The sequence below is a fragment of the Rhodobacter sp. CZR27 genome, assembly GCF_002407205.1.
Lineage (GTDB): Bacteria > Pseudomonadota > Alphaproteobacteria > Rhodobacterales > Rhodobacteraceae > Cereibacter_A.
Genome location: NZ_CP023548.1, coordinates 3,217,850 through 3,240,756, shown reverse-complemented (window position 1 = coordinate 3,240,756; position 22,907 = coordinate 3,217,850). Strand labels below are relative to the sequence as shown.

Annotated in this window: 23 protein-coding genes; 13 read left to right on the top strand and 10 right to left on the bottom strand. The window is 66.9% G+C overall.

The genetic code is table 11. The annotated features are described in order from the left end of the window. Positions 1-30 precede the first annotated feature (30 nt). Positions 31-528: a protein-export chaperone SecB gene (secB, locus tag CK951_RS15710; protein ID WP_096787013.1), complete on the top strand. Its 498-nt coding sequence runs from the start codon at positions 31-33 to the stop codon at positions 526-528. Here the strand turns inward: secB and dnaQ are convergent, their stop codons facing one another. Genes dnaQ through CK951_RS15690 form a run of 4 tightly spaced genes read right to left on the bottom strand, consistent with a single transcriptional unit; the run spans position 529 to position 3,230 of the window. After that, on the bottom strand, positions 529-1,218 hold the full coding sequence (gene dnaQ / locus CK951_RS15705; protein ID WP_096787012.1) for a DNA polymerase III subunit epsilon: 690 nt from the start codon (positions 1,216-1,218) through the stop codon (positions 529-531). Further along, positions 1,211-1,804 carry a dephospho-CoA kinase gene (coaE, locus tag CK951_RS15700; protein ID WP_096787011.1) on the bottom strand — a complete coding sequence of 198 codons (594 nt, stop codon included), beginning with the start codon at positions 1,802-1,804 and terminating at the stop codon, positions 1,211-1,213. The genes dnaQ and coaE overlap by 8 nt, the downstream gene beginning before the upstream one ends. Continuing rightward, positions 1,801-2,640 (bottom strand): shikimate dehydrogenase, encoded by an 840-nt coding sequence (locus CK951_RS15695; protein ID WP_096787010.1) that lies wholly within the window; start codon positions 2,638-2,640, stop codon positions 1,801-1,803. Before CK951_RS15695 ends, coaE begins: the two co-directional genes overlap by 4 nt. Continuing rightward, positions 2,637-3,230, bottom strand: a complete 594-nt coding sequence (locus CK951_RS15690; RefSeq protein WP_096787009.1) for a nucleoside triphosphate pyrophosphatase — start codon at positions 3,228-3,230, stop codon at positions 2,637-2,639. The genes CK951_RS15695 and CK951_RS15690 overlap by 4 nt, the downstream gene beginning before the upstream one ends. Positions 3,231-3,613: 383 nt before the next feature. Between CK951_RS15690 and hemJ the strand changes: the two genes are divergently transcribed. The 7 genes from hemJ to CK951_RS15655 all read left to right on the top strand — a co-directional run bounded on the left by hemJ (position 3,614) and on the right by CK951_RS15655 (position 11,040). Beyond that, on the top strand, positions 3,614-4,111 hold the full coding sequence (hemJ, locus tag CK951_RS15685) for a protoporphyrinogen oxidase HemJ (protein ID WP_198402370.1): 498 nt from the start codon (positions 3,614-3,616) through the stop codon (positions 4,109-4,111). Between the two features lie 126 nt (positions 4,112-4,237). Continuing rightward, positions 4,238-5,506, top strand: a complete 1,269-nt coding sequence (gene rho / locus CK951_RS15680; protein ID WP_096787008.1) for a transcription termination factor Rho — start codon at positions 4,238-4,240, stop codon at positions 5,504-5,506. Positions 5,507-5,531: 25 nt separating this feature from the next. Beyond that, the gene (gene mnmE / locus CK951_RS15675) at positions 5,532-6,818 is read left to right on the top strand and encodes a tRNA uridine-5-carboxymethylaminomethyl(34) synthesis GTPase MnmE (RefSeq protein WP_096787007.1); all 1,287 of its coding nucleotides are present in this window, start codon (positions 5,532-5,534) and stop codon (positions 6,816-6,818) included. 11 nt (positions 6,819-6,829) lie between these two features. Further along, on the top strand, positions 6,830-8,695 hold the full coding sequence (gene mnmG, locus CK951_RS15670; RefSeq protein ID WP_198402369.1) for a tRNA uridine-5-carboxymethylaminomethyl(34) synthesis enzyme MnmG: 1,866 nt from the start codon (positions 6,830-6,832) through the stop codon (positions 8,693-8,695). Positions 8,696-8,697: 2 nt separating this feature from the next. Next, positions 8,698-9,318, top strand: coding sequence for a 16S rRNA (guanine(527)-N(7))-methyltransferase RsmG (rsmG, locus tag CK951_RS15665; RefSeq protein ID WP_198402463.1), 621 nt, complete (start codon positions 8,698-8,700; stop codon positions 9,316-9,318). Next, positions 9,311-10,135 carry a ParA family protein gene (locus CK951_RS15660; protein WP_096787004.1) on the top strand — a complete coding sequence of 275 codons (825 nt, stop codon included), beginning with the start codon at positions 9,311-9,313 and terminating at the stop codon, positions 10,133-10,135. The genes rsmG and CK951_RS15660 overlap by 8 nt, the downstream gene beginning before the upstream one ends. Further along, positions 10,135-11,040: a ParB/RepB/Spo0J family partition protein gene (locus CK951_RS15655; protein WP_198402368.1), complete on the top strand. Its 906-nt coding sequence runs from the start codon at positions 10,135-10,137 to the stop codon at positions 11,038-11,040. The genes CK951_RS15660 and CK951_RS15655 overlap by 1 nt, the downstream gene beginning before the upstream one ends. On the opposite strand, the gene CK951_RS15650 is transcribed toward CK951_RS15655, so the two are convergent. Genes CK951_RS15650 through rph form a run of 5 tightly spaced genes read right to left on the bottom strand, consistent with a single transcriptional unit; the run spans position 11,015 to position 14,222 of the window. Further along, positions 11,015-11,368: a YbaN family protein gene (locus CK951_RS15650; RefSeq protein ID WP_096787003.1), complete on the bottom strand. Its 354-nt coding sequence runs from the start codon at positions 11,366-11,368 to the stop codon at positions 11,015-11,017. The two genes, CK951_RS15655 and CK951_RS15650, sit on opposite strands and share 26 nt — an antisense overlap. Position 11,369: 1 nt before the next feature. Then, positions 11,370-12,527 (bottom strand): radical SAM family heme chaperone HemW, encoded by a 1,158-nt coding sequence (gene hemW, locus CK951_RS15645; RefSeq protein ID WP_096787002.1) that lies wholly within the window; start codon positions 12,525-12,527, stop codon positions 11,370-11,372. 2 nt (positions 12,528-12,529) lie between these two features. Next, on the bottom strand, positions 12,530-12,904 hold the full coding sequence (locus CK951_RS15640; protein WP_096787001.1) for a RidA family protein: 375 nt from the start codon (positions 12,902-12,904) through the stop codon (positions 12,530-12,532). Continuing rightward, the gene (rdgB, locus tag CK951_RS15635) at positions 12,901-13,512 is read right to left on the bottom strand and encodes an RdgB/HAM1 family non-canonical purine NTP pyrophosphatase (RefSeq protein WP_096787000.1); all 612 of its coding nucleotides are present in this window, start codon (positions 13,510-13,512) and stop codon (positions 12,901-12,903) included. Before rdgB ends, CK951_RS15640 begins: the two co-directional genes overlap by 4 nt. Further along, positions 13,509-14,222, bottom strand: coding sequence for a ribonuclease PH (rph, locus tag CK951_RS15630; protein ID WP_096786999.1), 714 nt, complete (start codon positions 14,220-14,222; stop codon positions 13,509-13,511). Before rph ends, rdgB begins: the two co-directional genes overlap by 4 nt. Positions 14,223-14,355: 133 nt before the next feature. Between rph and hrcA the strand changes: the two genes are divergently transcribed. Both hrcA and CK951_RS15620 read left to right on the top strand, forming a co-directional pair. After that, positions 14,356-15,426 (top strand): heat-inducible transcriptional repressor HrcA, encoded by a 1,071-nt coding sequence (gene hrcA, locus CK951_RS15625; protein ID WP_096786998.1) that lies wholly within the window; start codon positions 14,356-14,358, stop codon positions 15,424-15,426. 5 nt (positions 15,427-15,431) lie between these two features. Further along, on the top strand, positions 15,432-16,001 hold the full coding sequence (locus tag CK951_RS15620; protein ID WP_198402367.1) for a nucleotide exchange factor GrpE: 570 nt from the start codon (positions 15,432-15,434) through the stop codon (positions 15,999-16,001). A 48-nt stretch (positions 16,002-16,049) separates the two neighbouring features. Here CK951_RS15620 and mutS read toward each other — a convergent pair whose 3' ends face one another. Further along, positions 16,050-18,695, bottom strand: coding sequence for a DNA mismatch repair protein MutS (mutS, locus tag CK951_RS15615; RefSeq protein ID WP_096786997.1), 2,646 nt, complete (start codon positions 18,693-18,695; stop codon positions 16,050-16,052). Between the two features lie 129 nt (positions 18,696-18,824). Here mutS and CK951_RS15610 point away from each other — a divergent pair, with 129 nt between their 5' ends. The 3 genes from CK951_RS15610 (at position 18,825) to CK951_RS15600 (ending at position 22,901) form a co-directional block, all read left to right on the top strand. Further along, positions 18,825-21,080: an NADP-dependent malic enzyme gene (locus CK951_RS15610; RefSeq protein WP_096786996.1), complete on the top strand. Its 2,256-nt coding sequence runs from the start codon at positions 18,825-18,827 to the stop codon at positions 21,078-21,080. After that, entirely contained in the window at positions 21,080-21,934 is an 855-nt protein-coding gene (locus CK951_RS15605) for a ribokinase (RefSeq protein WP_096786995.1), read from the top strand. Before CK951_RS15610 ends, CK951_RS15605 begins: the two co-directional genes overlap by 1 nt. Before the next feature lie 67 nt (positions 21,935-22,001). After that, entirely contained in the window at positions 22,002-22,901 is a 900-nt protein-coding gene (locus CK951_RS15600; protein WP_096786994.1) for a D-amino acid aminotransferase, read from the top strand. Positions 22,902-22,907: the final 6 nt, after the last annotated feature.

Here is a 22,907-nt window from a genome sequence, read left to right as displayed (position 1 = left end):
GGAATGGCCCGTGACCCAGGGAGTGACACGATGACCGATGCCAACGGAGCGCCCGCCGAGGCCCCACAGATCCGGATGCAGGTGCTTGCGCAATACGTGCGGGACCTGTCGTTCGAGAACATGGTGGCCCAGAAGGGCCTGCAGGGCGGCGACGTGCAGCCCGACATCCAGGTTCAGGTAAGCCTCGACGCGCGCAAGCGCACGACCGAGCACCAGTTCGAGGTGATCACGAAGTTCAAGGTGACCTCGAAGAACAAGTCCAATGGCGAGATGCTGTTCCTGCTGGAACTGGACTATGGCGGGATCTTCCACATCGAGAACGTGCCGGAAGATCAGATGCATCCGTTCCTGCTGATCGAATGCCCGCGGCTGCTGTTCCCCTTCGTGCGCCGGATCATCTCGGACGTGACGCGCGACGGCGGCTTCCCGCCGCTGAACGTCGATACGGTCGATTTCCTCGCGCTCTACCGCATGGAACTTGCCCGCCGCGCCGAGGCGCAGAAGGCGGCGCAGCAAGCGGTCAACTGATCAGACCCGCTTGAGCCAGATCGCGCCGTCGCCCAGCTTCGCCACGAAGGCGGCATGGGCGGCGGCCTCGGCTTCCGTGATGCGCGGCGGCAGCGGATTGGGTCGGGGGCGCGGGCGCCACTCGCCCTCGGCATTGCCGGACCGGGCGTCGGCCGTCGTGGCAAGGCCGAAGTCCGGCTGCCGCCCGCCGATCAATTCCAGATAGACCTCGGCCAGGATCTCGCTGTCGAGCAGCGCGCCGTGCTTCTCGCGCGCCGAGTTGTCGACGCCGAACCGCCGGCAGAGCGCGTCGAGCGTGGCCGGCGCGCCGGGAAACTTCTGCCGCGCCAGCGCGAGCGTATCCAGCGCGCGGTCGAAGGGCAGGGTGGGAAAGGACGCACGGGTCAGTTCGAAGTTCAGGAATTTCATGTCGAAGGCGGCGTTGTGGATCACCAGCCGCGCATCGCCGACGAAATCCAGAAACTCCCGCGCGATCTGCGCGAACAGCGGCTTGTCGCGCAGGAAGTCGTCGCCAAGGCCATGCACCTCGAAGGCCTCCATCGGCATCGGCCGCTGCGGGTTGATATACTTGTGGAACGTCCGCCGCGTCGGCATGTGGTTCAGAAGCTCCACCGCGCCGATCTCGACGATCCGGTGGCCCTCCGAGGGCTCGAAGCCAGTGGTTTCCGTGTCGAGGACGATCTCACGCATCGGCGTGCTCCCGGATATAGGCGACAAGGGCGAGGACGCCGGCGCGGGCGGCCTCCAGCCCCAGCGTCTCGATGATGTGGGTGGCGCGCGCCCGTTTCTCGCGGTCGGGCAGTTGGCGGGCAAGGATCGCCTCGAACTGCGCCTCGGTCATGGTGCCGCGGGAAAGGACCCGGGCACGCTGCAGGGCAGGGGGCGCGGTGACGAGAAGCGTGGCGTCCATCTCGCTTTCATGGCCCGTCTCGAACAGCAACGGGATGTCGAGCACCACGATGTCCGAGGCCGCCGCCGCGACGAAGGCGGCGCGATCCTCGGCCACGGCGGGATGAACCACGGCTTCCAGCCGCGCGAGCGCCGCCGGATCGGCCGAGATCCAGCCGCGCAGGGCCGCGCGATCCACGGCACCATCCGCCACGGCGGCCGGGCAAAGGGCTGCGACGGGCGCGACGAGCGCCCCGCCGCGGGCATAGAGGCGATGCACGGCGGCATCGGCATCCCAGACCGGCACCCCGGCTTCGGCAAAGAAGCCGGCCGTGGTCGACTTGCCCATGCCGATCGAGCCGGTCAGGCCCAGCCGGAACGGTCTCATGGTTGAAGCACGGCGGCGCGGGTCGCGTCGTCCACCTCGGGACGGACGCCGAACCAGCGCTCGAACCCTGGCGCCGCCTGATGCAGAAGCATGCCCAAGCCGTCGACCACCCTGCAGCCGGCCTGCTCCGCCTCGATCAGCAGCCGGGTCTTCAGCGGCGTGTAGACCAGATCCGTCACCACGGCCTTCGGGTTCAGCGCATCGAGCGGCACGCGGAAGTCCGGCTTTCCGACCATGCCGAGCGAGGTGGTGTTCACCACCGTCATCGCATCCTCCAGGATGTTGCCGGCCTGAACCCAGTCGTGGACGGTGATCTTCGCGCCGAAATCCGACCGCAGGGCATCGGCCCGTGCGCGGCTGCGGTTGGCCAGCCGGATCTCGGGGACGCCGACCTCGATGAGCGCGGCGATCACCGCGCGGCACGCGCCTCCCGCCCCCCAGACCACCGCCGGCCCCGCCTGCGGCACCCAGTCCGGCGCGTTCTGGCGCAGGTTGGCGATGAAGCCCGCGCCGTCGGTGTTGTCGGCATGGATCTTGCCATCCTTGCGGAAGATCAGCGTGTTGGCAGCGCCAATCAGGGCGGCGCGGTCGGTGACGATGTCGGCCAGACCGATCACCGACTCCTTGTGCGGAATGGTGACGTTGCACCCCACAAAGCCCAGCCGTGGCAGCATCGCCAGCGCGTCGCGCAGGTCGGCCTGCGCCACCTCCATCGGAATGTAGAAACCCTTCAGCCCGTAGCGCCTCAGCCAGTAGCCATGCAGCGCCGGCGAGCGGCTGTGGGCGATGGGCGATCCGATCACCCCCGCGAGCGGGATGCGCGTGAGTTCCGTCATGTCGGGATGAAGCCTCTTTGAGCCAGATAATTCAACAGCGGCAGGAGGGGCAGGCCGAGCACGGTGAAATAGTCGCCCTCGACGGCCGAGAACAGCCGGACGCCCTCGCCCTCCAGATGATAGCCGCCGACGGAATGGCGGACGGCCCCCCAGTTGCGCGCGATGTAGCCGTCGAGCCAGTCGTCGGAAAACTCGCGCATCGTGAGCCGCACCTCGCCCGCGTGACGCCAGACCGGCCGGTTCGCCTCGAAGAGCACCACGGCCGAGATCAGCCGGTGCGTCTGCCCCCGCAACCGCAGGAGCTGCGCGCGCAGCTCGGCGGTGTCGCGTGCCTTGCCCCAGACCTCGCGCCGGAAGGCGAGCACCTGGTCGCAGCCGATCACCAGCGCGTCGCGGTTCCGCTCGGCAAGCTTCCGCGCCTTCATCTCGGCCAGCGCATCGGCCACGTCGAGCGGCGAGGCGCCCTCGGCCTCGAGCGCGGCGCGGATGCCCTCCTCATCCACACGCGCAGGGATGGCCTCGACCTCCAGCCCCGCGGCCCGAAGGAGCGCGAGCCGCGTTTCCGAGGCAGAGGCGAGGAGCAGGCGCATGGGGAGGAGGCTGTGGATAGTCCGCTTCTGTTCCTGACGGCGAATCCGGCACAAGAAGGGGCTCCGGGGCCGGATCGGCCGTCAAGACGCTATCTTATCGGGCAAAGCGCCCGACTTGTCCACTCGTGCACAATCCTCCGGCGGGTGCGGGGAGAACCGGCCTGTCCCGATGGGGTGGATCGTCGGGCGGAAAACCGTCCACAGGGTGCGGATCCGGCAATGGATTGATTTCGAAAGCCTCTTCGCTCCGGACTAGAGACATTCCACATCGATACACACCATTGCCCCCAGCGGGCCGCCTGTGGACAAGAGCGGGAACAAGCCGCGCAATCCAGTTATCCCTGCGCCCTACTGCATCATTCCTTTCTCTATCTTCTTTTCTTATGAGGATGGCCGAGCGCTTCGAGGAGATGACGATGGGCACGTTCCTGGCCGACTACTACCTGTGGACCAAGTCGCTGCATGTGATTTCGGTGCTGGCCTGGATGGCGGGTCTGTTCTACCTGCCGCGGCTGTTCGTCTATCATGCCGAGGTCGTGAAGACCGGCACGGAGACCGATAGCCTGTTCCAGACCATGGAACGGCGGCTTCTGCGGGCGATCATGAACCCGGCGGCGATCGCGACGTGGATCTTCGGGCTGGCGCTCGTCTTCACGCCAGGGATCGTGGACTGGTCGATGCTCTGGCCCTGGACCAAGGCGGGCTCGGTGATCGCGATGACCGGCTTTCACATGTGGCTCGCCGCGCGGCGCAAGGACTTTGCCGCCGGAACCAACACGCGCGCCGGCCGCACCTACCGGATGATGAACGAGCTTCCGACCCTTCTGATGCTGGTGATCGTGTTCTCGGCCGTGGCGAAGTGGAACTACTGGGACTTCTAAGCCGATTGACTCATGGCGACGCTGCGCCTATGTGCGGCCTTGCAGGACCGTCCGGTCCAATGCAATTCCCGACCAGATCGCAGCAGGCCGCCCGCGGGCGGCGCCCTTGATGAACGGCAGAGCGCCATGACCGAACGCCTCAATCTTGCGGACCTGAAGGCCAAGACCCCGGCCGACCTTCTGGCGATGGCCGAGGAATGGGAGATCGAGAACGCCCCCTCCATGCGGAAGGGCGAGATGATGTTCTCGATCCTGAAGGAGCATGCCGAGGAAGGTTACGAGATCGGCGGCGACGGTGTGCTCGAGGTGCTGCAGGACGGCTTCGGCTTCCTGCGCTCGCCCGAGGCGAACTACCTGCCCGGCCCGGACGACATCTACGTCTCGCCCGAGATCCTGCGCCAGTTCTCGCTGCGCACCGGCGACACCATCGAGGGCGTGATCGTCGCCCCGCGCGAGAACGAGCGCTATTTCAGCCTGACGCGGGTCACGCGGATCAACTTCGACGATCCCGAGCGCGCCCGCCACAAGGTGCATTTCGACAACCTGACGCCGCTCTATCCCGACGAGCGGCTGAAGATGGAAGTGGACGATCCGACAATCAAGGACCGCTCCGCCCGGATCATCGACCTGGTGGCGCCGATCGGGAAGGGGCAGCGTGGTCTGATCGTGGCGCCGCCGCGCACCGGCAAGACGGTGCTGTTGCAGAACATCGCTCATTCCATCGCGACCAACCACCCCGAGTGCTACCTGATCGTGCTGCTGATCGACGAGCGGCCCGAGGAGGTGACGGACATGCAGCGCTCGGTGAAGGGCGAGGTCGTGTCCTCGACCTTCGACGAGCCGGCGACGCGGCACGTGGCGGTGGCCGAGATGGTGATCGAGAAGGCCAAGCGCCTCGTCGAGCACAAGCGCGACGTGGTGATCCTGCTCGACTCGATCACCCGTCTGGGACGGGCGTTCAACACCGTGGTGCCGTCGTCGGGCAAGGTGTTGACCGGCGGCGTCGATGCCAATGCGCTGCAACGTCCGAAAAGGTTTTTCGGCGCTGCGCGGAACATCGAGGAGGGTGGGTCGCTGACCATCATCGCGACCGCGCTGATCGATACCGGCAGCCGGATGGACGAAGTGATCTTCGAGGAGTTCAAGGGGACCGGCAACTCGGAGATCGTGCTGGACCGCAAGGTGGCGGACAAGCGGGTCTTCCCGGCGATGGACATCCTCAAGTCCGGCACCCGGAAGGAGGATCTGCTGGTCGACAAGTCGGACCTGCAGAAGACCTACGTCCTGCGCCGCATCCTGAACCCGATGGGCACAACGGACGCAATCGAATTCCTGATCTCGAAGCTGCGGCAGACCAAGAGCAATGCCGAGTTCTTCGACTCGATGAATACCTGAGACGCCTGACCTGCGGGAAACCGGAATGGAGACGATCTACGCCTTGGCCAGCGCGCGCGGCAAGGCCGGGGTGGCGGTTTTGCGTCTCTCCGGACCGCGCGCTCACGAGGCGGTGGCCGCCTTCGGTGTGGCCTTGCCCGAGCCTCGGCGGGCGGCACTCCGGCGGCTGAAGTGGCAGGGCGAAGTCCTCGATGAGGCGCTGGTGCTGCTGTTCGCCGAAGGTGCGAGTTTTACCGGCGAGGCGGCGGCGGAGCTTCATCTGCACGGCAGTCCCGCCGCCGTCTCCGCGGTTCTGAGGGCGCTGTCCGAACAGCCCGACCTGCGCCCCGCAGAAGCTGGCGAGTTCACGCGGCGCGCGCTGGAGAACGGTCGGCTGGATCTTGCGCAGGTCGAGGGTCTGGCGGATCTGATCGACGCCGAGACCGAGGCGCAGAGGCGGCAGGCCATGAAGGTCTTTTCCGGGTCGATCGGCGAACGGGCCGAAGCCTGGCGCCGGGACCTGATCCGGGCTGCGGCGCTTCTGGAGGCGACCATCGATTTCGCCGATGAGGATGTGCCGGTTGACGTGTCTCCGGAGGTGCTCTCGCTTGTGGACGGCCTGCTGGCGGACCTTCGCAGGGAAGCGGAGGGGTCTCGAGTAGCGGAGCGCATCCGGGACGGCTTCGAAGTCGCCATTGTCGGGGCCCCCAACGCGGGCAAATCGACGCTGCTCAATGCGCTGGCCCGTCGTGAGGCGGCGCTCACGTCCGAGATCGCGGGAACCACAAGGGACGTGATCGAGGTCCGGATGGATCTGGATGGCCTGCCCGTGACGCTGCTCGACACGGCTGGTCTGCGCCAGACGGATGATCCGGTGGAGAGCCTCGGGATCGATCGCGCGGTGTCGCGGGCCAATGCGGCCGATCTTCGGGTTTTTCTGGTGGACGAGGCCGGCCCGCTTCCGGGGGTTGAACGGCGCGAGGGCGATCTGATCGTTCAGGGCAAGGCGGATCTTCGCCCGGGCGACGGGATGCGTGTTTCCGGTCGCACGGGGGAGGGGTTGACGGACCTGGTGGCGGCAATCAGCCTGCAGCTTCGCGATCGGACGGCGGCCGCCGGCAGCTTGACGCGCGAGCGGCACAGGATTGCGATCGAGCGGGCAATCGTCGCTATGGAATCGATGCGGGCTGAGGTATTGAGGGGCACGCAGCGGACGGAAGTGGCGGCGGAGAATCTGCGGCAAGCGATTCGTGCTCTCGATTCGCTGGTGGGGCGGGTGGATGTCGAGTCACTTCTCGGAGAGATCTTCGCCAGCTTTTGCATCGGGAAGTGAGGGTGTTTCACGTGAAACATTTCGACGTCATCGTGATCGGCGGAGGCCATGCGGGATGCGAAGCGGCCGCTGTCGCTGCGCGCATGGGAGCGTCGACGGCGCTCGTGACGCTGTCACTTGGCGGCATAGGGATCATGTCCTGCAATCCCGCCATTGGCGGCCTCGGAAAAGGCCATCTCGTGCGCGAGATCGACGCGATGGATGGAGTGATGGGGCGGGTTGCCGATGAGGCCGGGATCCAGTTCCGCCTGTTGAACCGGAAGAAGGGGCCTGCGGTGCAGGGTCCTCGGGCCCAGGCCGATCGCAAGCTCTACCGTCAGGGAATGCAGGCGGTCCTTGCCGCGCAGCCCGGGCTTCGGATTGTGGAAGGCGAGGTTGTCGACCTTTGCGTCGAGGGTACGCGGGTCTCGGGCGTCGTTCTAGCTGAGGGCAGTGTGCTGTCGGCGCATGCGGTCCTTCTGACGTCCGGGACCTTCCTGAACGGCGTGATTCACATCGGGGATGTGCGGCAGCGCGGGGGACGGATCGGAGATCCGGCGTCGGAGCGGCTGGCCGCGAGGTTGGCCGATCTGGACCTTGCACGGGGCCGCCTGAAGACTGGTACGCCACCGCGGCTGGACGGTCGGACCATCGACTGGAGTGGCCTGGAAATGCAGCCGGGAGACGACGATCCCGTGCTCTTCTCCTTCCTGAACACGGTTCCGAAGGCCCGTCAGATCGCCTGTGGGATCACGCATACCAATGAGCGCACCCACCAGATCGTGCGGGACAACCTGTCGCGTTCCGCAATGTATGGGGGGCACATTGAAGGCGTAGGCCCGCGCTACTGCCCCTCCATCGAGGACAAGGTCGTGCGCTTTGCCGACAAGTCCGAGCATCAGGTGTTTCTTGAGCCGGAGGGTCTGGACGATCCCACCGTCTATCCGAACGGCATCTCCACCTCGCTGCCGGCGGAAGTGCAGGAAGCTTATGTCCGCTCGATCCGTGGGCTGGAGAATGTGCAGATCCTGCAGCCTGGCTACGCGATCGAATACGACTACTTCGACCCGCGCGAGCTTCGTCCGACCCTTGAGCTCAAGGCGCTGCAGGGCCTCTACTTTGCCGGTCAGATCAACGGCACGACCGGTTACGAGGAAGCTGCGGCGCAAGGGATGGTTGCCGGACTGAATGCCGCCTTGGCCGCGCAGGGCAGGGAGCCTGTGCACTTCGGTCGAGCCGACAGCTACATCGGGGTCATGATCGACGACCTCACCAGCCGCGGCGTGACGGAACCGTATCGGATGTTCACGTCGCGCGCCGAGTTCCGTCTGTCGCTAAGGGCAGACAATGCGGATCAACGCCTGACACCGCTCGGGATCGACGTTGGCTGTGTCGGCGAGAACCGTCGGCGCGCCTTTTCCGAGAAGATGGAGCAGCTTTCGCGCGGCCGGCGGGCGCTCGAGGAGTGTATCCTGACCAGCTCTGCCGTTGCTGATCTCGGATTGCGCATCAGTCAGGACGGGGCGCGCCGCAGCGCCTTCTCCATCCTGGCCTTTGGTCCGGAGGCTGCAGAGGCGCTGGAGTCGGTCGTCCCGGACTACGCGGAGCTGCCGCCTTCCATTCGCGATCAGATCTCCAGGGACGCGCTTTATGCGCAGTTCATTGATCGCCAGGCATCGGAAGCCGCGGCGCTGAAGCGAGACGAAGCCGTTCGCATTCCGGAGGGGTTCGATTACGGCGCATTGTCCGGCTTGTCGTCGGAGTTGAAGGGCAAATTGTCGCGAGCCCAGCCGGCATCCATTGCGCAGGCAGCGCGGATCGAGGGCATGACCCCGTCCGCCCTGACGCTCATTCTGGCGCGCCTGCGCAAGTCCTATCGCGATGCAGCAGCGGGATGAACGTGATGTCACACCCGATGCCGGCGGGACTGGATGTTTCACGTGAAACACTCGATCGGCTCAACCGCTTCGTTGCCCTCGTCGAGAAGTGGACACCCGCGATCAACCTGATCGCGAAGTCCACGCTGCCGGATATCTGGCACCGTCATGTTCTCGACTCGGCGCAGCTCTTCCCTCTCGCTCTCCGGGAGCCGGGCCTGTGGATGGATCTTGGTAGCGGTGCCGGCTTCCCCGGGATCGTGCTGGCCGCGATAGCGGCTGAGCGGTCGCCGGAAACTCGGTTCATCCTTGTTGAATCCGACCTGCGCAAGGCAACCTTCCTGCGCACCGCCATTCGCGACCTGAACCTGAAGGCCGAGGTTCTGGCCGAGCGCATTGAGGCTCTGCATCCCATGCGGGCGGATGTTGTCAGCGCGCGGGCCCTGGCACCTCTCGATGTGCTGTGCGGCCTGGCGGCGCCTCATCTTTCGGCAGAGTCCGTCTGCCTGTTTCCCAAGGGCGCCGCCCATGCGGGAGAGATTGCGCAGGCACGGAAGACGTGGACAATGGATCTCGAGGTCCACCCGAGCATGACAGATTCCGAAGCCGTCATCCTGAAGCTGAAAGCCTTGGCTCATGTCTGACAAGAACCACGCCCGAACCACCCGCATCATGGCCATCGCCAACCAGAAGGGCGGGGTGGGGAAGACGACCACGGCGATCAATCTTGCCGCTGGCCTTGCCGAGCTGGGGGCGCGAATTCTCGTGGTCGATCTCGACCCGCAGGGCAACGCCTCGACCGGCCTGGGGATCGAGGCCGGCGATCGCAAGCTGACAACCTATGATCTGCTGCTCGACCGGCCCGACCTGTCCGACGTGATCCTGCCGACAAAGACCGAGACGCTGTTCATCTGCCCGGCAAATGCCGATCTCGCCTCGGCGGATGTGGAGCTTGCGGTGAACGAAAGGCGCAGCCAGCTGCTGCGCGAGGCTCTTCGTCAACCGGACATGGGGAAATTCGGCTTCGACTACATCCTGATCGATTGCCCGCCCTCCCTGAGCCTTCTCACCGTCAACGCCCTGATCGCCTGCGACTCCGTCCTGGTCCCGCTTCAAAGCGAGTTCTTCGCACTGGAGGGTCTGTCGCAGCTCATGCTGACGATCCGCGAGATCCGCACCACTGCCAACCCTGCGCTGCGGATCGAAGGCGTGCTGCTGACGATGTATGACCGCCGCAACAATCTGTCGCAACTCGTCGAGGGCGACGCGCGGCAGAACCTCGGCGACTTGGTGTTCCGAACCATGATCCCGCGCAACGTGCGCGTGAGCGAGGCACCGTCCTATGCCGTTCCGGTCCTGACCTATGATCCGAATTCGAAAGGCAGCGAAGCCTATCGTGCGCTGTCGCAGGAGATCGTCAGCCGGCACGGCTTCGCTCCGCAACCGGAACCTGCGCTGTGATGGAGAAGAAGATGGAACGTCGGGGGCTCGGACGCGGCCTGTCCGCGCTGATGGCGGACATTCAGGTAGAGGTGGACACGACAGGGCAGGGCGGCGTGCGCCGCCCCGACCTGCTGGTGCCGGTCGAGAAGCTGGTGCCCAACCCCAACCAGCCGCGCCGCGATTTCAGCCCCGAGGCGCTGGAGGATCTGGCGGCGTCGATCCGCCAGAAGGGCGTGATCCAGCCGCTGCTGGTCCGCCCGATCCCGCAATCCGACCGCTTCGAGATCGTTGCCGGCGAGCGTCGCTGGCGGGCCTCGCAACTCGCGCAGGTGCACGAGCTTCCGGTGATTGTCCGGGAGTTCGACGACACCGAGGTGCTCGAGGTCGCGATCATCGAGAACATCCAGCGCGCCGACCTGAATGCGATCGAAGAGGCGATGGGCTACCGGCAACTGATGGACCGCTTCGGGCACACTCAGGAAAAGGTGGCCGAGGCGCTGTCGAAAAGCCGGTCCCACATCGCTAACCTATTGAGATTACTCAACCTTCCTGAGGATGTGCAAGGCTGGCTGCGCGAGGGCAAGCTGACGGCGGGCCATGCGCGGGCGCTCATCACCACGCCGAACCCGTCGGAGCTTGCGCGGCAGGTCATCACCCGCAACCTCTCGGTCCGCGAGACCGAGCGGCTCGCAAAGGGCGGGGCGGAGAAGAAGAAGTCCAGCGGTCCCCGTGCCTTTCGCGACAAGGATGCCGACACGCGGGCACTCGAGGCCGATCTTTCGGCGAACCTGAAGATGGCTGTCACGATCGACCACGAGCCCGGCGGCGAAAGCGGGCGGCTCACGATCCGCTACAACACGCTCGACGATCTCGACACGCTCTGCCGCACCCTGTCGGTCATGCCGAGGGACGGGTCCATATGAAGAGGCCGGTGGCACAGAGCACCGCCGCCTGAACCGCCAGGATTGCCGGTGGAAGTTCAAGGCCGACCGACACTCCGAACACCACCAGCATCGAGACGGTCGCCATCTGCTTGCCACGGCGGGAGATGGCTCCCGAACGTTCCCAGTCCTGGATCGGCGGCCCCAGGACAGGATGGCTGACAAGCCAGCCGTGCAGCCGCTCGGACGATCGTGCGAAGCAGAAGGCTGCGAGCAGCAGGAAGGGCACCGTCGGCAGCAGCGGCAGGAAGATCCCGATCAGGCCGAGGGCCAGCGAGGTCAGGCCGGCCGATAGCCAGAGCACGTGCATCTCACTCTCCCGCGAGCGAAGAAATGACCGAGTTGAGCACCATGCGCCCCTCCGTCGTGGCCCGCACCCGTCCGTCAGCCGTCTCGACCATGCCGATCTCCACCAGATCCTCCAGCCGCCGCGCATCGAGCGGGGCGCCGGACAGGGCAGCGTGGCGCCCCGTGTCCACGCCTTCGCGTAGCCGCAGCGCCATCATCAGATATTCCAGCGCCTGCTCGTCCCGGTCCAGCCTCACACGCGGGATCTCGCCATTTCCGTCGCGTTCCACGCGCGTCAGCCAGTCGCCCGGCGCCTTGGGCGCCTCGGTGGCCCAGCGGGCGCCCTTCAGCGTCAGTCGGCCATGGGCTCCGGGTCCGATTCCTGCATAGTCGCCGGCGCGCCAGTAGATCAGGTTGTGCCGCGATTCCGATCCGGGACGGGCATGGTTCGACACCTCGTAGGCCGGCAGCCCCGCTGCGTCACACAACTCCTGCGTCAGCGCATACATGTCGGCCGACAACTCCTCTTTCGGCAGGCCGCCAAGCCTGCCCCGGCGGAGACGGTCGCCGAAAGCCGTGCCATCTTCAACTGTAAGTTGATACATCGACAGGTGATCGGCAGCGAAGGACAGCGCCTCGGACAGTTCCGCCCGCCAGTCTGCCAGCGACTGGTCCTGCCGCGCGTAGATCAGGTCGAAGCTGACGCGGTCGAAGGTGGCGCGCGCCACCTCGAGCGCCGCGCGCGCCTCGGCCACCGAGTGCAGGCGCCCGAGCTTGCGCAGGTCCGCGTCGTTCAGCGCCTGGATCCCCATCGAGATGCGGTTCACTCCGGCCTCGCGATAGCCGCGGAAGCGGCCTGCCTCGACCGAGCCCGGATTGGCCTCCAGCGTCACCTCGAGGTCGTTCGCCAGCGGCCATGAGCCGCGCACCGCGTCGAGGATCGCCGCCACCAGGTCCGGCTGCATCAGCGAGGGCGTGCCGCCACCGAAGAACACCGAGTTCAGCACGCGCCCCCCGGTCTCGGCCGCGATCCGGCGGATTTCCGAGACATAGGCGCGCTGCCAGCGCCCCTGATCGATGCTGGCCGCCACATGGGAGTTGAAGTCGCAATAGGGGCATTTCGACTGACAGAACGGCCAGTGCAGGTAAAGCCCGAAGCCGCCGTTGCGCCAGTCGTCCATCGCTACCCCTTGAAGGCCGTCACCTCGATCTCGACCAGCATCTCGGGGCGGATCAGCCCGGCGATGACCATGGTCGCGGCGGGTCGGATCTCGCCCAGCACCTCGCCCAGAACAGGGATCAGCGCCTCGACCTGGTCCGCGTCGGTCACCGTATACTGCACGCGGACGATGTCGGCCATGACGAAGCCGGCTTCCTCAAGAACCTGTGCAATGGTGGTGAAGGCGTTGCGGGCCTGTTCGGCGATGCCGTCAGGCATCGCCATCGTGGCATAATCATAGCCGGTGACGCCGGAAACGAAGCACCAGCCGCCCTTCACCACGGCGCGGGAAAAGCCCATCGTGGCCTCGAACGGCGATCCGGTCGAGATCCGCCTCATTTGAAGCAGCCGTGCATGAGGTTGCGGAAGGCCCTCGCGCGGTGGCTGATCTCGTTCTTCTCCCAGCGGTCCATCTCGCCGAAGGTCAGGTCGCTGCCGTCGGGCTGGAAGATCGGATCGTAGCCATGCCCCTGGTCGCCACGCATCGGCCAGACCACCTGACCGGCCATGACGCCTTCGAAGACCTCGTCGTGTCCGTCCGGCCAGGCCAGCACCAGCGTGCAGCGGAACTGCGCCTTCCGCGGGAAGGGTGCCTTTGCCGCTTCCAGCTTCTCCCATGTCTTCGTCATCGCCATGTTGAAGTCGCGACCCTCGGGCGTCATGGCCCAGTCGGCGGTATAGACCCCCGGCGCGCCATCGAGCGCGTCGATGGTGATGCCCGAATCGTCGGCCAGCGCCGGCATGTTCGCGGCCTTCGCCGCGGCATGGGCCTTGATGCGCGCATTGCCGACAAAGGTCGTCTCGGTTTCCTCGGGCTCGGGCAGGCCGAGATCGCCGGCCGAGATCACCTCGATCCCGAAGGGCTCGAAGAGATGGGCCATCTCCTCGAGCTTGCCCCGGTTGTGCGTGGCGACCAGCAGCCGGTCGCCCATGAACTTCCGGCTCATGGCAGGGCGGCCTTCTGCGCGGCGACCAGCTCGGCGATGCCGGCTTCGGCAAGATCCAGCAGGTGGCCCATCTCGTCGCGCGAGAAGCTTGCCCCTTCGGCCGACATCTGCACTTCCACCAGCCGCCCGCGCCCGGTGAGGATGAAGTTGCCGTCCGTCCCGGCAGTCGAATCCTCGGCATAGTCGAGGTCCAGCACCGGCTGCCCGGCATAGATCCCGCAGGAGATCGCCGCCACATGGTCCACGATCGGATCCGAGACGATGATCCCCGCCTTCAGGAGCTTGTTGACCGCCAGCCTGAGCGCGACCCAGCCCCCGGTGATCGAGGCGCAGCGCGTGCCGCCGTCCGCCTGGATCACGTCGCAGTCGATCACGATCTGCCGTTCCCCAAGGGCCGAACGGTCGACGCCCGCGCGCAGGGCCCGGCCGATCAGGCGCTGGATTTCCTGCGTCCGGCCGCTCTGCTTGCCCGAGGCCGCCTCGCGCCGGTTGCGCGAGGTGGTGGCGCGCGGCAGCATCCCGTATTCGGCCGTGACCCAGCCTAGGCCCGTGTTCTTCAGGAACGGCGGCGGCTTGTCCTCGATCGAGGCCGAGCAGAGCACATGCGTGTCGCCCATCCGGATCAGGCACGAGCCCTCGGCATGTTTCATCACGCCGGGCTCGATCGAAACCGGCCTCATCTGGTTGAGCTTTCTGCCGGAAGGACGCATGGGAAACCTCTTGTCTGGAACGGCGCCAGATAGGCCCCGCGCGGCCCCGGATGCAACCCTGATTGACTGCAACGCTGATTGACGGCGGCCAAGGGCGCTCGCTAAAGTCGGCAGTCGCTTGGAAGGCAGCACGATGAACGAAGGGAACAGGATCCTTTCCGAGATGAACGACCGCTCGCGCGAGGTGTTTCGCCGGGTGGTCGAGGGCTACCTTGCCTCGGGCGATCCCGTGGGCTCGCGCACCCTGACACGCCACATGACCGAGAAGGTCAGCGCCGCGACGATCCGCAACGTGATGCAGGATCTGGAGTTCCTCGGGCTGCTGGACAGCCCGCATGTCTCGGCCGGGCGCATCCCGACCCAGCTTGGCCTGCGCATGTTCGTAGATGGCCTGCTGGAAGTGGGCACCGTCTCGGACGAGGATCGCTCCCGGATCGACGCCACCATGGGCGGCAACGAGCATGACGTGGTCTCGCTGCTCGACCGGGTGGGGGCGACGCTCTCGTCCATCACCCATGGCGCAAGCCTCGTGCTCGCGCCGAAGCAGGAAGCGCCGATCCGGCACATCGAATTCGTGAGCCTTGGGGCGGATCGTGCGCTGGTCGTGCTGGTCTTTGCCAATGGCCATGTCGAGAACCGCGTGTTCCGCCCGCCGCCGGGCCAGACCGCCTCGTCCATGCGCGAGGCCGCCAATTTCCTCAATGCGCTGGTCGAGGGGCTGACGCTGGCCGACCTGCGCCAGACGGTGGGTCAGGAGATCGCCCAGCGTCGTCAGGAAATCGACGCCCTTGCGCATGAACTGGTGCAGAGCGGGCTGGCCGTGTGGGAGAACCCGGGCGAGCAGTCCGAGCGGCTGATCGTGCGCGGGCGGGCGAACCTGCTCGAAGGCGGGACCGAGGCGGCCGATTTCGAGCGCATCCGCAGCCTTTTTGATGATCTCGAACGCAAGCGTGACATCGCCGAGTTTCTGGAACTGGCGGAATCCGGCGAAGGCGTGCGCATTTTCATCGGTTCTGAAAACAAGCTTTTCTCACTTTCGGGTTCCTCTCTGGTGGTCTCTCCCTATATGAACGCGGATCGGAAGATCATCGGCGCCATCGGCGTGATCGGACCGACGCGGCTGAACTACGGTCGCATCGTGCCGATCGTCGACTACACGGCGCAGCTGGTGGGTCGGCTGGTGTCCGACCGCGGCAAGGGATGACGGGTATGACGAACGCGAGGAAAGACGACATGGCCGAGGATCAGGCACCCCGGGATGAGATGGATCGGGTCGAGGCGACCCCCGAACCGGCCGCTGCGCCGGACCTCGGCGAATTCGAGGCGCTGCGCGCGGAACGCGACGAGCTGCGCGACCGGTTCATGCGGGCGCTGGCCGATGCCGAGAACAGCCGCAAGCGCGCCGAGCGCGACCGGCGCGAGGCCGAGCAGTATGGCGGCACGCGACTCGCCCGCGACCTGCTGCCGGTCTATGACAACCTGAGCCGCGCGCTCGACGTGGCGACCGACGAACAGCGGGCGGCCGCCTCGGCGCTGCTCGAAGGCGTGGAACTCACGCTGCGCGAATTGCTGAACGTGATGACGAAGCATGGCGTGCGGCCGATCAGCCCGCAGGTCGGCGACGCCTTCGATCCCCAGCAGCATCAGGCCATGTTCGAGGCCCCCGTGCCGGGCACCAAGGCCGGCCAGATCATCCAGGTGATGACCGAGGGCTTCATGATCCACGACCGCCTGCTGCGCCCCGCGCAGGTGGGTGTCTCCTCCAACACCGGCGCCTGAGCAGGCCAGATCCGCCGGGGCCTGCAGGCGCCCCGGCCGGGTCTATCGCTATGACCTGTCGTCTCCGGTCTGAAGCGCCTTCAATTCGTAAAGCAGGTGCAGCGCCTCGCGCGGGCTCAGCTCGTCGGGGTGGACCTGCTTCAGGCGTTCCTCCACGGCCGAGGGTTTCGCCGGTGCAGCCGGCGGCGGAGGCGGCGCGGCGCGGAACAGCGGCAGGTCGTCGATCAGCGACTGACGGCGCGTGCCGCTTTCGCGTTCCCCGGATTCCAGCGCGTCGAGAACCGCACGCGCCCGTTCGATCACCGGCGCGGGCAATCCGGCCAGACGGGCGACCTGCACCCCATAGGAGCGATCGGCGGCGCCTTTGCGCACCTCGTGCAGGAAGATCACGTCGCCTTCCCATTCCTTCACGCTGACGGTCGCATTCTCGACGCCCTTCAGCTTGCCGGCCAGCGCGGTCATCTCGTGGTAATGCGTGGCGAAAAGCGCGCGGCAGCGGTTCTGGTCGTGCAGATGCTCAAGCGTCGCCCAGGCAATCGAGAGACCGTCCCAGGTGGCGGTGCCGCGGCCGATCTCGTCCAGGATCACCAGCGCCCGGTCGTCGGCCTGGTTCAGGATGGCGGCGGTTTCCACCATCTCGACCATGAAGGTGGACCGCCCGCGGGCGAGGTCGTCGGCGGCGCCCACCCGGCTGAACAGCTGGCTCACCAGCCCGACATGCGCTCGCCCCGCCGGCACGAAGCTGCCGGCCTGCGCCAGCAGCGCGATCAGCGCGTTCTGGCGCAGGAAGGTGGACTTGCCCGCCATGTTCGGGCCGGTGATCAGCCAGATAGCCGGTGTCTCGGCTGCGGAAAGCGCGCAGTCGTTGGCCACGAAGGGCGTGCCGCTGCGCCGAAGCGCGCGTTCCACGACCGGATGGCGTCCACCCTCGATCAGGAAGGCGCGGCTGTCGTCCACCTGCGGCTCGGTCCAGTTCTCGGTCACGGCCAGATCCGCGAGTGCCGCCGCCAGATCGATCTCGGCCAGCGCGCGGGCGGCCGAGCCGATGGGGCCGGCGGCATCGAGGATCGCCGTCCGCAGGGCCGCGAAATGCATCCGCTCCAGCTCCAGCGCGTGATTGCCGGCGTTCAGGATGCGCGTCTCCAGCGCCGAAAGCTCCACCGTGGTGAAGCGGACCTGACCGGCGGTGGTCTGGCGGTGGATGAAGGTCTCGCTCAGCGGCGGCGAGAGCATCCGGTCGGCATGGGTCGAGGTGACCTCGATGAAATAGCCCAGCACGTTGTTGTGCTTGATCTTCAGGCTGGCGATGCCGGTCTGCTCGACGAAGCCCGCCTGCATCGAGGCGATGACGCCGCGGCCCTCGTCCCTCAGCCGTCGGGTCTCGTCCAGTTCCTCGTCAAAGCCCGCGGCGATGAAGCCGCCGTCGCGCACCAGCAGCGGCGGCTCGGCCACCAGCGCCTGATCGAGAAGGTCGGTCAGCGCCTCGTGGCCCTTCAGCGCCGCGGCTGAGGCGGCCAGAAGCGCCGGCGCCTCGGGCGGCAGGCGCGTCGCGAGGATCTCGGCCTGCGTCAGCCCGACGCGGATCGCCGCCATGTCCCGCGGTCCTGCCCGGTCCAGCGCGAGGCGCGACAGGGCGCGGTCAATGTCCGGCACCCGGCGCAGGCTGTCGCGCAGATCCTCGCGCAGGCGGGGGTCTTCGGTCAGGAAGCGGATGGTCTCCAGCCGGGCGTGGATGGTGGCCAGATCGCGCGAGGGGCTGGACAGCCGCCGCTCCAGCAGGCGGGCGCCGGGCGCGGTCACGGTGCGGTCCACGGCGGCCAGCAGCGAACCCTCGCGCCCGCCCGAGAGCGCGGTGGTGATCTCGAGGTTCCGCCGGGTGGAGGCGTCGATCTGGACCGAGCCGCCCGCCGCCTCGCGCACCGGCGGGCGCAGCAGCGGCAGCTTCCCGCGCTGCGTCAGGTCAAGGTAATCGACCAGCGCGCCCATCGCGGCGGTCTCGGCGCGGCCGAAGCTGCCGAAACTGTCCAGTGTGCCGACCGCGAACAGGGCGCAGAGCCGCTTTTCGGCCGAGCCGCTGTCGAAGCTCGCGCGGGCAAGCGGGGTGAGGGCGCAGCCGATCTCCTGCACGAGGGCGTCGAGGTCGCGCCCTTCGCTGACCAGCAGTTCCCGTGGCGCGAGACGCGCGAGTTCCGGCAACAGGCGGGGAAGCGGGCAGGGCGTGACGCGCAGCTCGCCCGTCGAGATGTCGGCCCAGGCCAGCGCCGCCTCGTCGCGGATCTCGGCTAAGGCCGCAAGGAAGTTGTGGCGCCGTGCCTCCAGCAGGCTGTCCTCGGTCAGGGTGCCGGGCGTGACGAGGCGCACCACCTCGCGCCGCACGACGGCCTTGTAGCCGCGCTTCCTTGCCTCGGCCGGGTCCTCCATCTGCTCGGCGATGGCGACGCGGAACCCCTTGCGGATCAGCGTCAGCAGATAGCCCTCGGCCGCATGGATCGGCACGCCGCACATGGCGATGTCTTCACCGCGATGCTTGCCGCGCTTGGTCAGCGCGATGTCCAGCGCCTCGGCCGCCAGCGCCGCATCCTGGAAGAACATCTCGTAGAAGTCGCCCATCCGGTAGAACAGGATCGCATCGGGGTGCTGCGCCTTGATCTCCAGATATTGCGCCATCATCGGCGTGACGGTGTCGTCGCTCACGCTGCCCCTCCCATTCCGAGGCGCGACCCTAGCGGAGCCCCTCTGCGGGGAAAAGCCGCAAATCCTTGGTGATTGTTGCGAGGGCGGGGCGGCGCTAGAAGGGCCGTGCTTGCACAGGATGGCCCCCTCATGACCAAGACCAAGATCACGCCCGAAGAGGCGCTTCTCTACCATCTCGAACCGAAGCCCGGCAAATACGAGATCACCGCCTCGACGCCGATGGCGACGCAGCGCGACCTGAGCCTTGCCTATTCGCCGGGGGTGGCCGTCCCGGTGCAGGCGATCGCCGACGCGCCCGAGACGGTCTACGACTATACGGTCAAGGGCAACATGGTGGCGGTGATCTCGAACGGCACCGCGATCCTCGGCATGGGCAACCTCGGCGCCATGGCCTCGAAGCCGGTGATGGAGGGCAAGGCGGTGCTCTTCAAGCGCTTTGCCGACGTGAACGCCATCGACATCGAGCTGGACACCGAGAACCCGGACGAGATCATCCAGGCGGTCCGGCTGATGGGGCCGACCTTCGGCGGCATCAACCTCGAGGACATCAAGGCGCCCGAGTGCTTCATCATCGAGCAGCGGCTGAAGGAACTCATGGACATCCCGGTGTTCCATGACGACCAGCACGGGACGGCGGTGATCTGCGCGGCCGGTCTGATCAACGCGCTGGAACTGTCGGGCAAGAAGATCGAGGACGTCCGCATCGTGCTGAACGGCGCGGGGGCCGCGGGCATCGCCTGTCTCGAGCTTCTGAAGACCATGGGCGCGAAGCACGACAACTGCATCATGTGCGACACCAAGGGCGTCATCTACCAGGGCCGCACCGAGGGCATGAACCAGTGGAAGTCGGCCCATGCGGCAAAGACCGACCTTCGGACGCTGGAAGAGGCCATGGTGGGCGCCGACGTCTTCCTCGGCGTCTCGGCCAAGGGCGCGGTGACGCCGGCGATGGTGGCCAGCATGGCCGAGAACCCGGTGATCTTCGCCATGGCGAACCCGGACCCCGAGATCACGCCCGAAGAGGCGCATGCCGTCCGCGCCGATGCGATCGTGGCGACGGGCCGGTCGGACTACCCCAATCAGGTGAACAACGTCCTGGGCTTCCCCTACCTTTTCCGCGGTGCGCTGGACATCCACGCCCGTGCGATCAACGACGAGATGAAGATCGCCTGTGCCAAGGCGCTTGCGAAGCTGGCGCGCGAGGATGTGCCGGACGAGGTGGCGATGGCCTATGGCCGGAAGCTCTCGTTCGGGCGCGACTACATCATTCCCACGCCCTTCGACCCGCGGCTGATCTATACCATCCCGCCGGCGGTGGCGAAGGCGGGCATGGATACGGGCGTCGCACGGCGGCCGATCATCGACCTGCACGGCTACGAACTCGCGCTGAAGTCGCGGATGGACCCGACCGCCTCGATCCTGCAGGGCATCCACGCCCGCGCCAAGGCGGCACAGGCCCGGATGATCTTCGCCGAGGGCGACGACCTGCGCGTGTTGCGCGCCGCCGTCGCCTATCAGCGCGCCGGGATGGGAAAGGCCTTGGTCGTGGGCCGCGAGCATGACGTGCGCGAGAAGCTGGAAACCGCGGGCCTCGGCGATGCGGTGCGCGAACTCGAGGTGGTGAACTCCTCGAACTCGCGCCACATGGAGGCCTACCAGAATTTCCTCTACCAGCGGCTCCAGCGTGGCGGCTTCGACAGCTATGACATCCACCGGCTGGCGACGCGCGACCGGCACGTCTTCTCGGCGCTGATGCTGGCCCACGGGCATGGTGACGCGCTGGTGACCGGCGCCACTCGGAAATCCTCGTATGTGATGCAGCTCATCAACCATGTCTTCGACGCCAAGGCGTCCGATGGCGCGGTGGGCGTGACGGCGATCCTGCACAAGGGGCGGATCGTGCTGATGGCCGACACGCTGGTGCACGAATGGCCCGAGCCGCAGGATCTGGCCAACATCGCGGTCAAGTCGGCGCGCGTGGCGCGCAACCTCGGCCTTGACCCGCGCGTGGCCTTCGTCTCCTACTCGACCTTCGGTTATCCGGTGTCCGAGCGCGCCTCGAAGATGGGCGCTGCGACCAAGGTGCTCGACGGGATGAAGGTCGATTTCGAGTATGAGGGCGAGATGTCGGTCGATGTGGCGCTGAATCCCACGGCGATGGCGCAATATCCGTTCTGCCGCCTCACCGGGCCGGCCAATATCCTCGTCGTTCCGGCGCGGCATTCGGCCTCGATCTCGATCAAGCTGATGCAGGAGATGGCGGGCGCGACGGTCATCGGCCCGATCCTCACCGGCGTATCGAAACCGATCCAGCTTTGCTCGGTGAATGCGACGGTCAATGATATCCTCAACATGGCGGTGATGGCGGCCTGCAAGGTGGGGTGATGCTTCTCAATCTCGGATCGATCAACATCGACCACGTCTACCGGGTGCCGCATCTGCCGGCGCCCGGCGAGACGCTGCAGGCCACGCAGCATGCCATGGGACTGGGCGGGAAAGGGGCGAACCAGTCGGTTGCCGCCGCACGGGCTGGCGCGCGGGTGCTACATGTCGGTGGCGTCGGACCGGAGGGGATCTGGGCGCGCGACGCGCTGGCCGCCGAGGGCATCGATGTGGGCCATGTCAGGGTCGGGGCCGAGCCGACCGGCCACGCCATCATCGCCGTCGATCCGGAGGGCGAGAACGCGATCATCATCCATCCGGGCGCGAACCGCAGGCTGGATGCGGCACAGGTCGAGGCCGCGCTGGCATGCGCCGGCCCGGGCGACACGCTGCTCCTGCAGAACGAGACCTCGGCGCAGGTCGAGGCCGCACACCGCGCATCGTCCCTGGGCCTGCGCGTCATCTATTCAGCCGCCCCGTTCGACGTGGAGGCCGTGCAGGCGGTGCTTCCGGTCGTGAGCCTCCTCGTGATGAACGAGGGCGAGGCCGCGGCCCTGAAGGCGTCGCTTGGCGCCTTGCCCGGGGTGGACATGATCGTGACGCGCGGCGCGAAGGGCGCCGAGTGGCACTCGGCAAGGGCGCAGCCGCTCTTCGTGCCCGCCGTTCAGGTCGTGCCGGTGGATACCGTGGGCGCGGGCGATTGTTTCACGGGAAACCTTGCCGCAGCGCTGGATGCCGGCCTTCCGCGCGAGGCCGCGATGCGTCGTGCGGCCGCGGCCGCGGCGGTGCAGGTGACGCGGCAGGGCGCGGCCGCCGCCATGCCGACGGCGGCAGAGGTGGATGCCCTGCTGCGCTGAGACCGGGGTGCCGCCCCTTGGCGACGGCACCCCGCCGGTCTAGCGTGACCCGAACAGGAGTTGCCGCATGACCGACCACGTCACGACCCATCAGGCCGAGGAAGACGCCCGGAACGAGACCATCCGCATCTGGCTGAACGGCCGGATCGTGCCGAAGGCCCAAGCGCTGGTCTCTGTCTATGACTCCGGCTTCATGCTGGGGGATGGCGTGTGGGAGGGGATCCGCCTCTATGATGGGCGCTGGGCCTTTCTGGACGAGCATCTCGAGCGGCTGTTCGAGGCGGCGAAGGCCATCGACCTCGACATCGCGATGCGGCCCGATCAGGTCGCGCAGGCGATCCTAGACACCCAGGCGGCCAACGGGATGACCACGGACGCGCATGCCCGCCTGATGGTGACGCGGGGCGTGAAGACGCGGCCGTTCCAGCATCCCTCGCTCTCGCGGCAGGGGCCGACTGTCGCGATCATCATGGAACATAGCCGCCCGAAGATCCCGCGGCCGATCCGGCTCGCCACGGTGCCGCATGTCCGCGGCCTGCCGATGAGCCAGGATCCGAAGCTCAATTCCCATTCCAAGCTGAACTGCATCCTTGCCTGCATCGCCGCCGAGAAGGCCGGCGCGGACGAGGCGCTGATGCTGGACGTGCATGGCTTCGTCAACACGACGAACGCCTGCAACTTCTTCATCGTGAGAAAGGGCGAGGTCTGGACCTCGACCGGGGACTACTGCATGAACGGCATCACCCGCCGCAAGGTCATCGGGATCTGCCGCGCCAACGGCATCCCGGTCTTCGAGCGGAACTTCTCGCTGGTCGACACCTATTCCGCCGACGAGGCGTTCCTCACCGGCACCTTCGGAGCGCAGACGCCGGTCGGAATGATCGACGGCCGCGTGATCGGCAGCGGCGGAATGGGGCCGATGACCGAGCGTCTCCGCGCGCTCTACAAGCGGCTGGTGATGGCGTGAGGATCG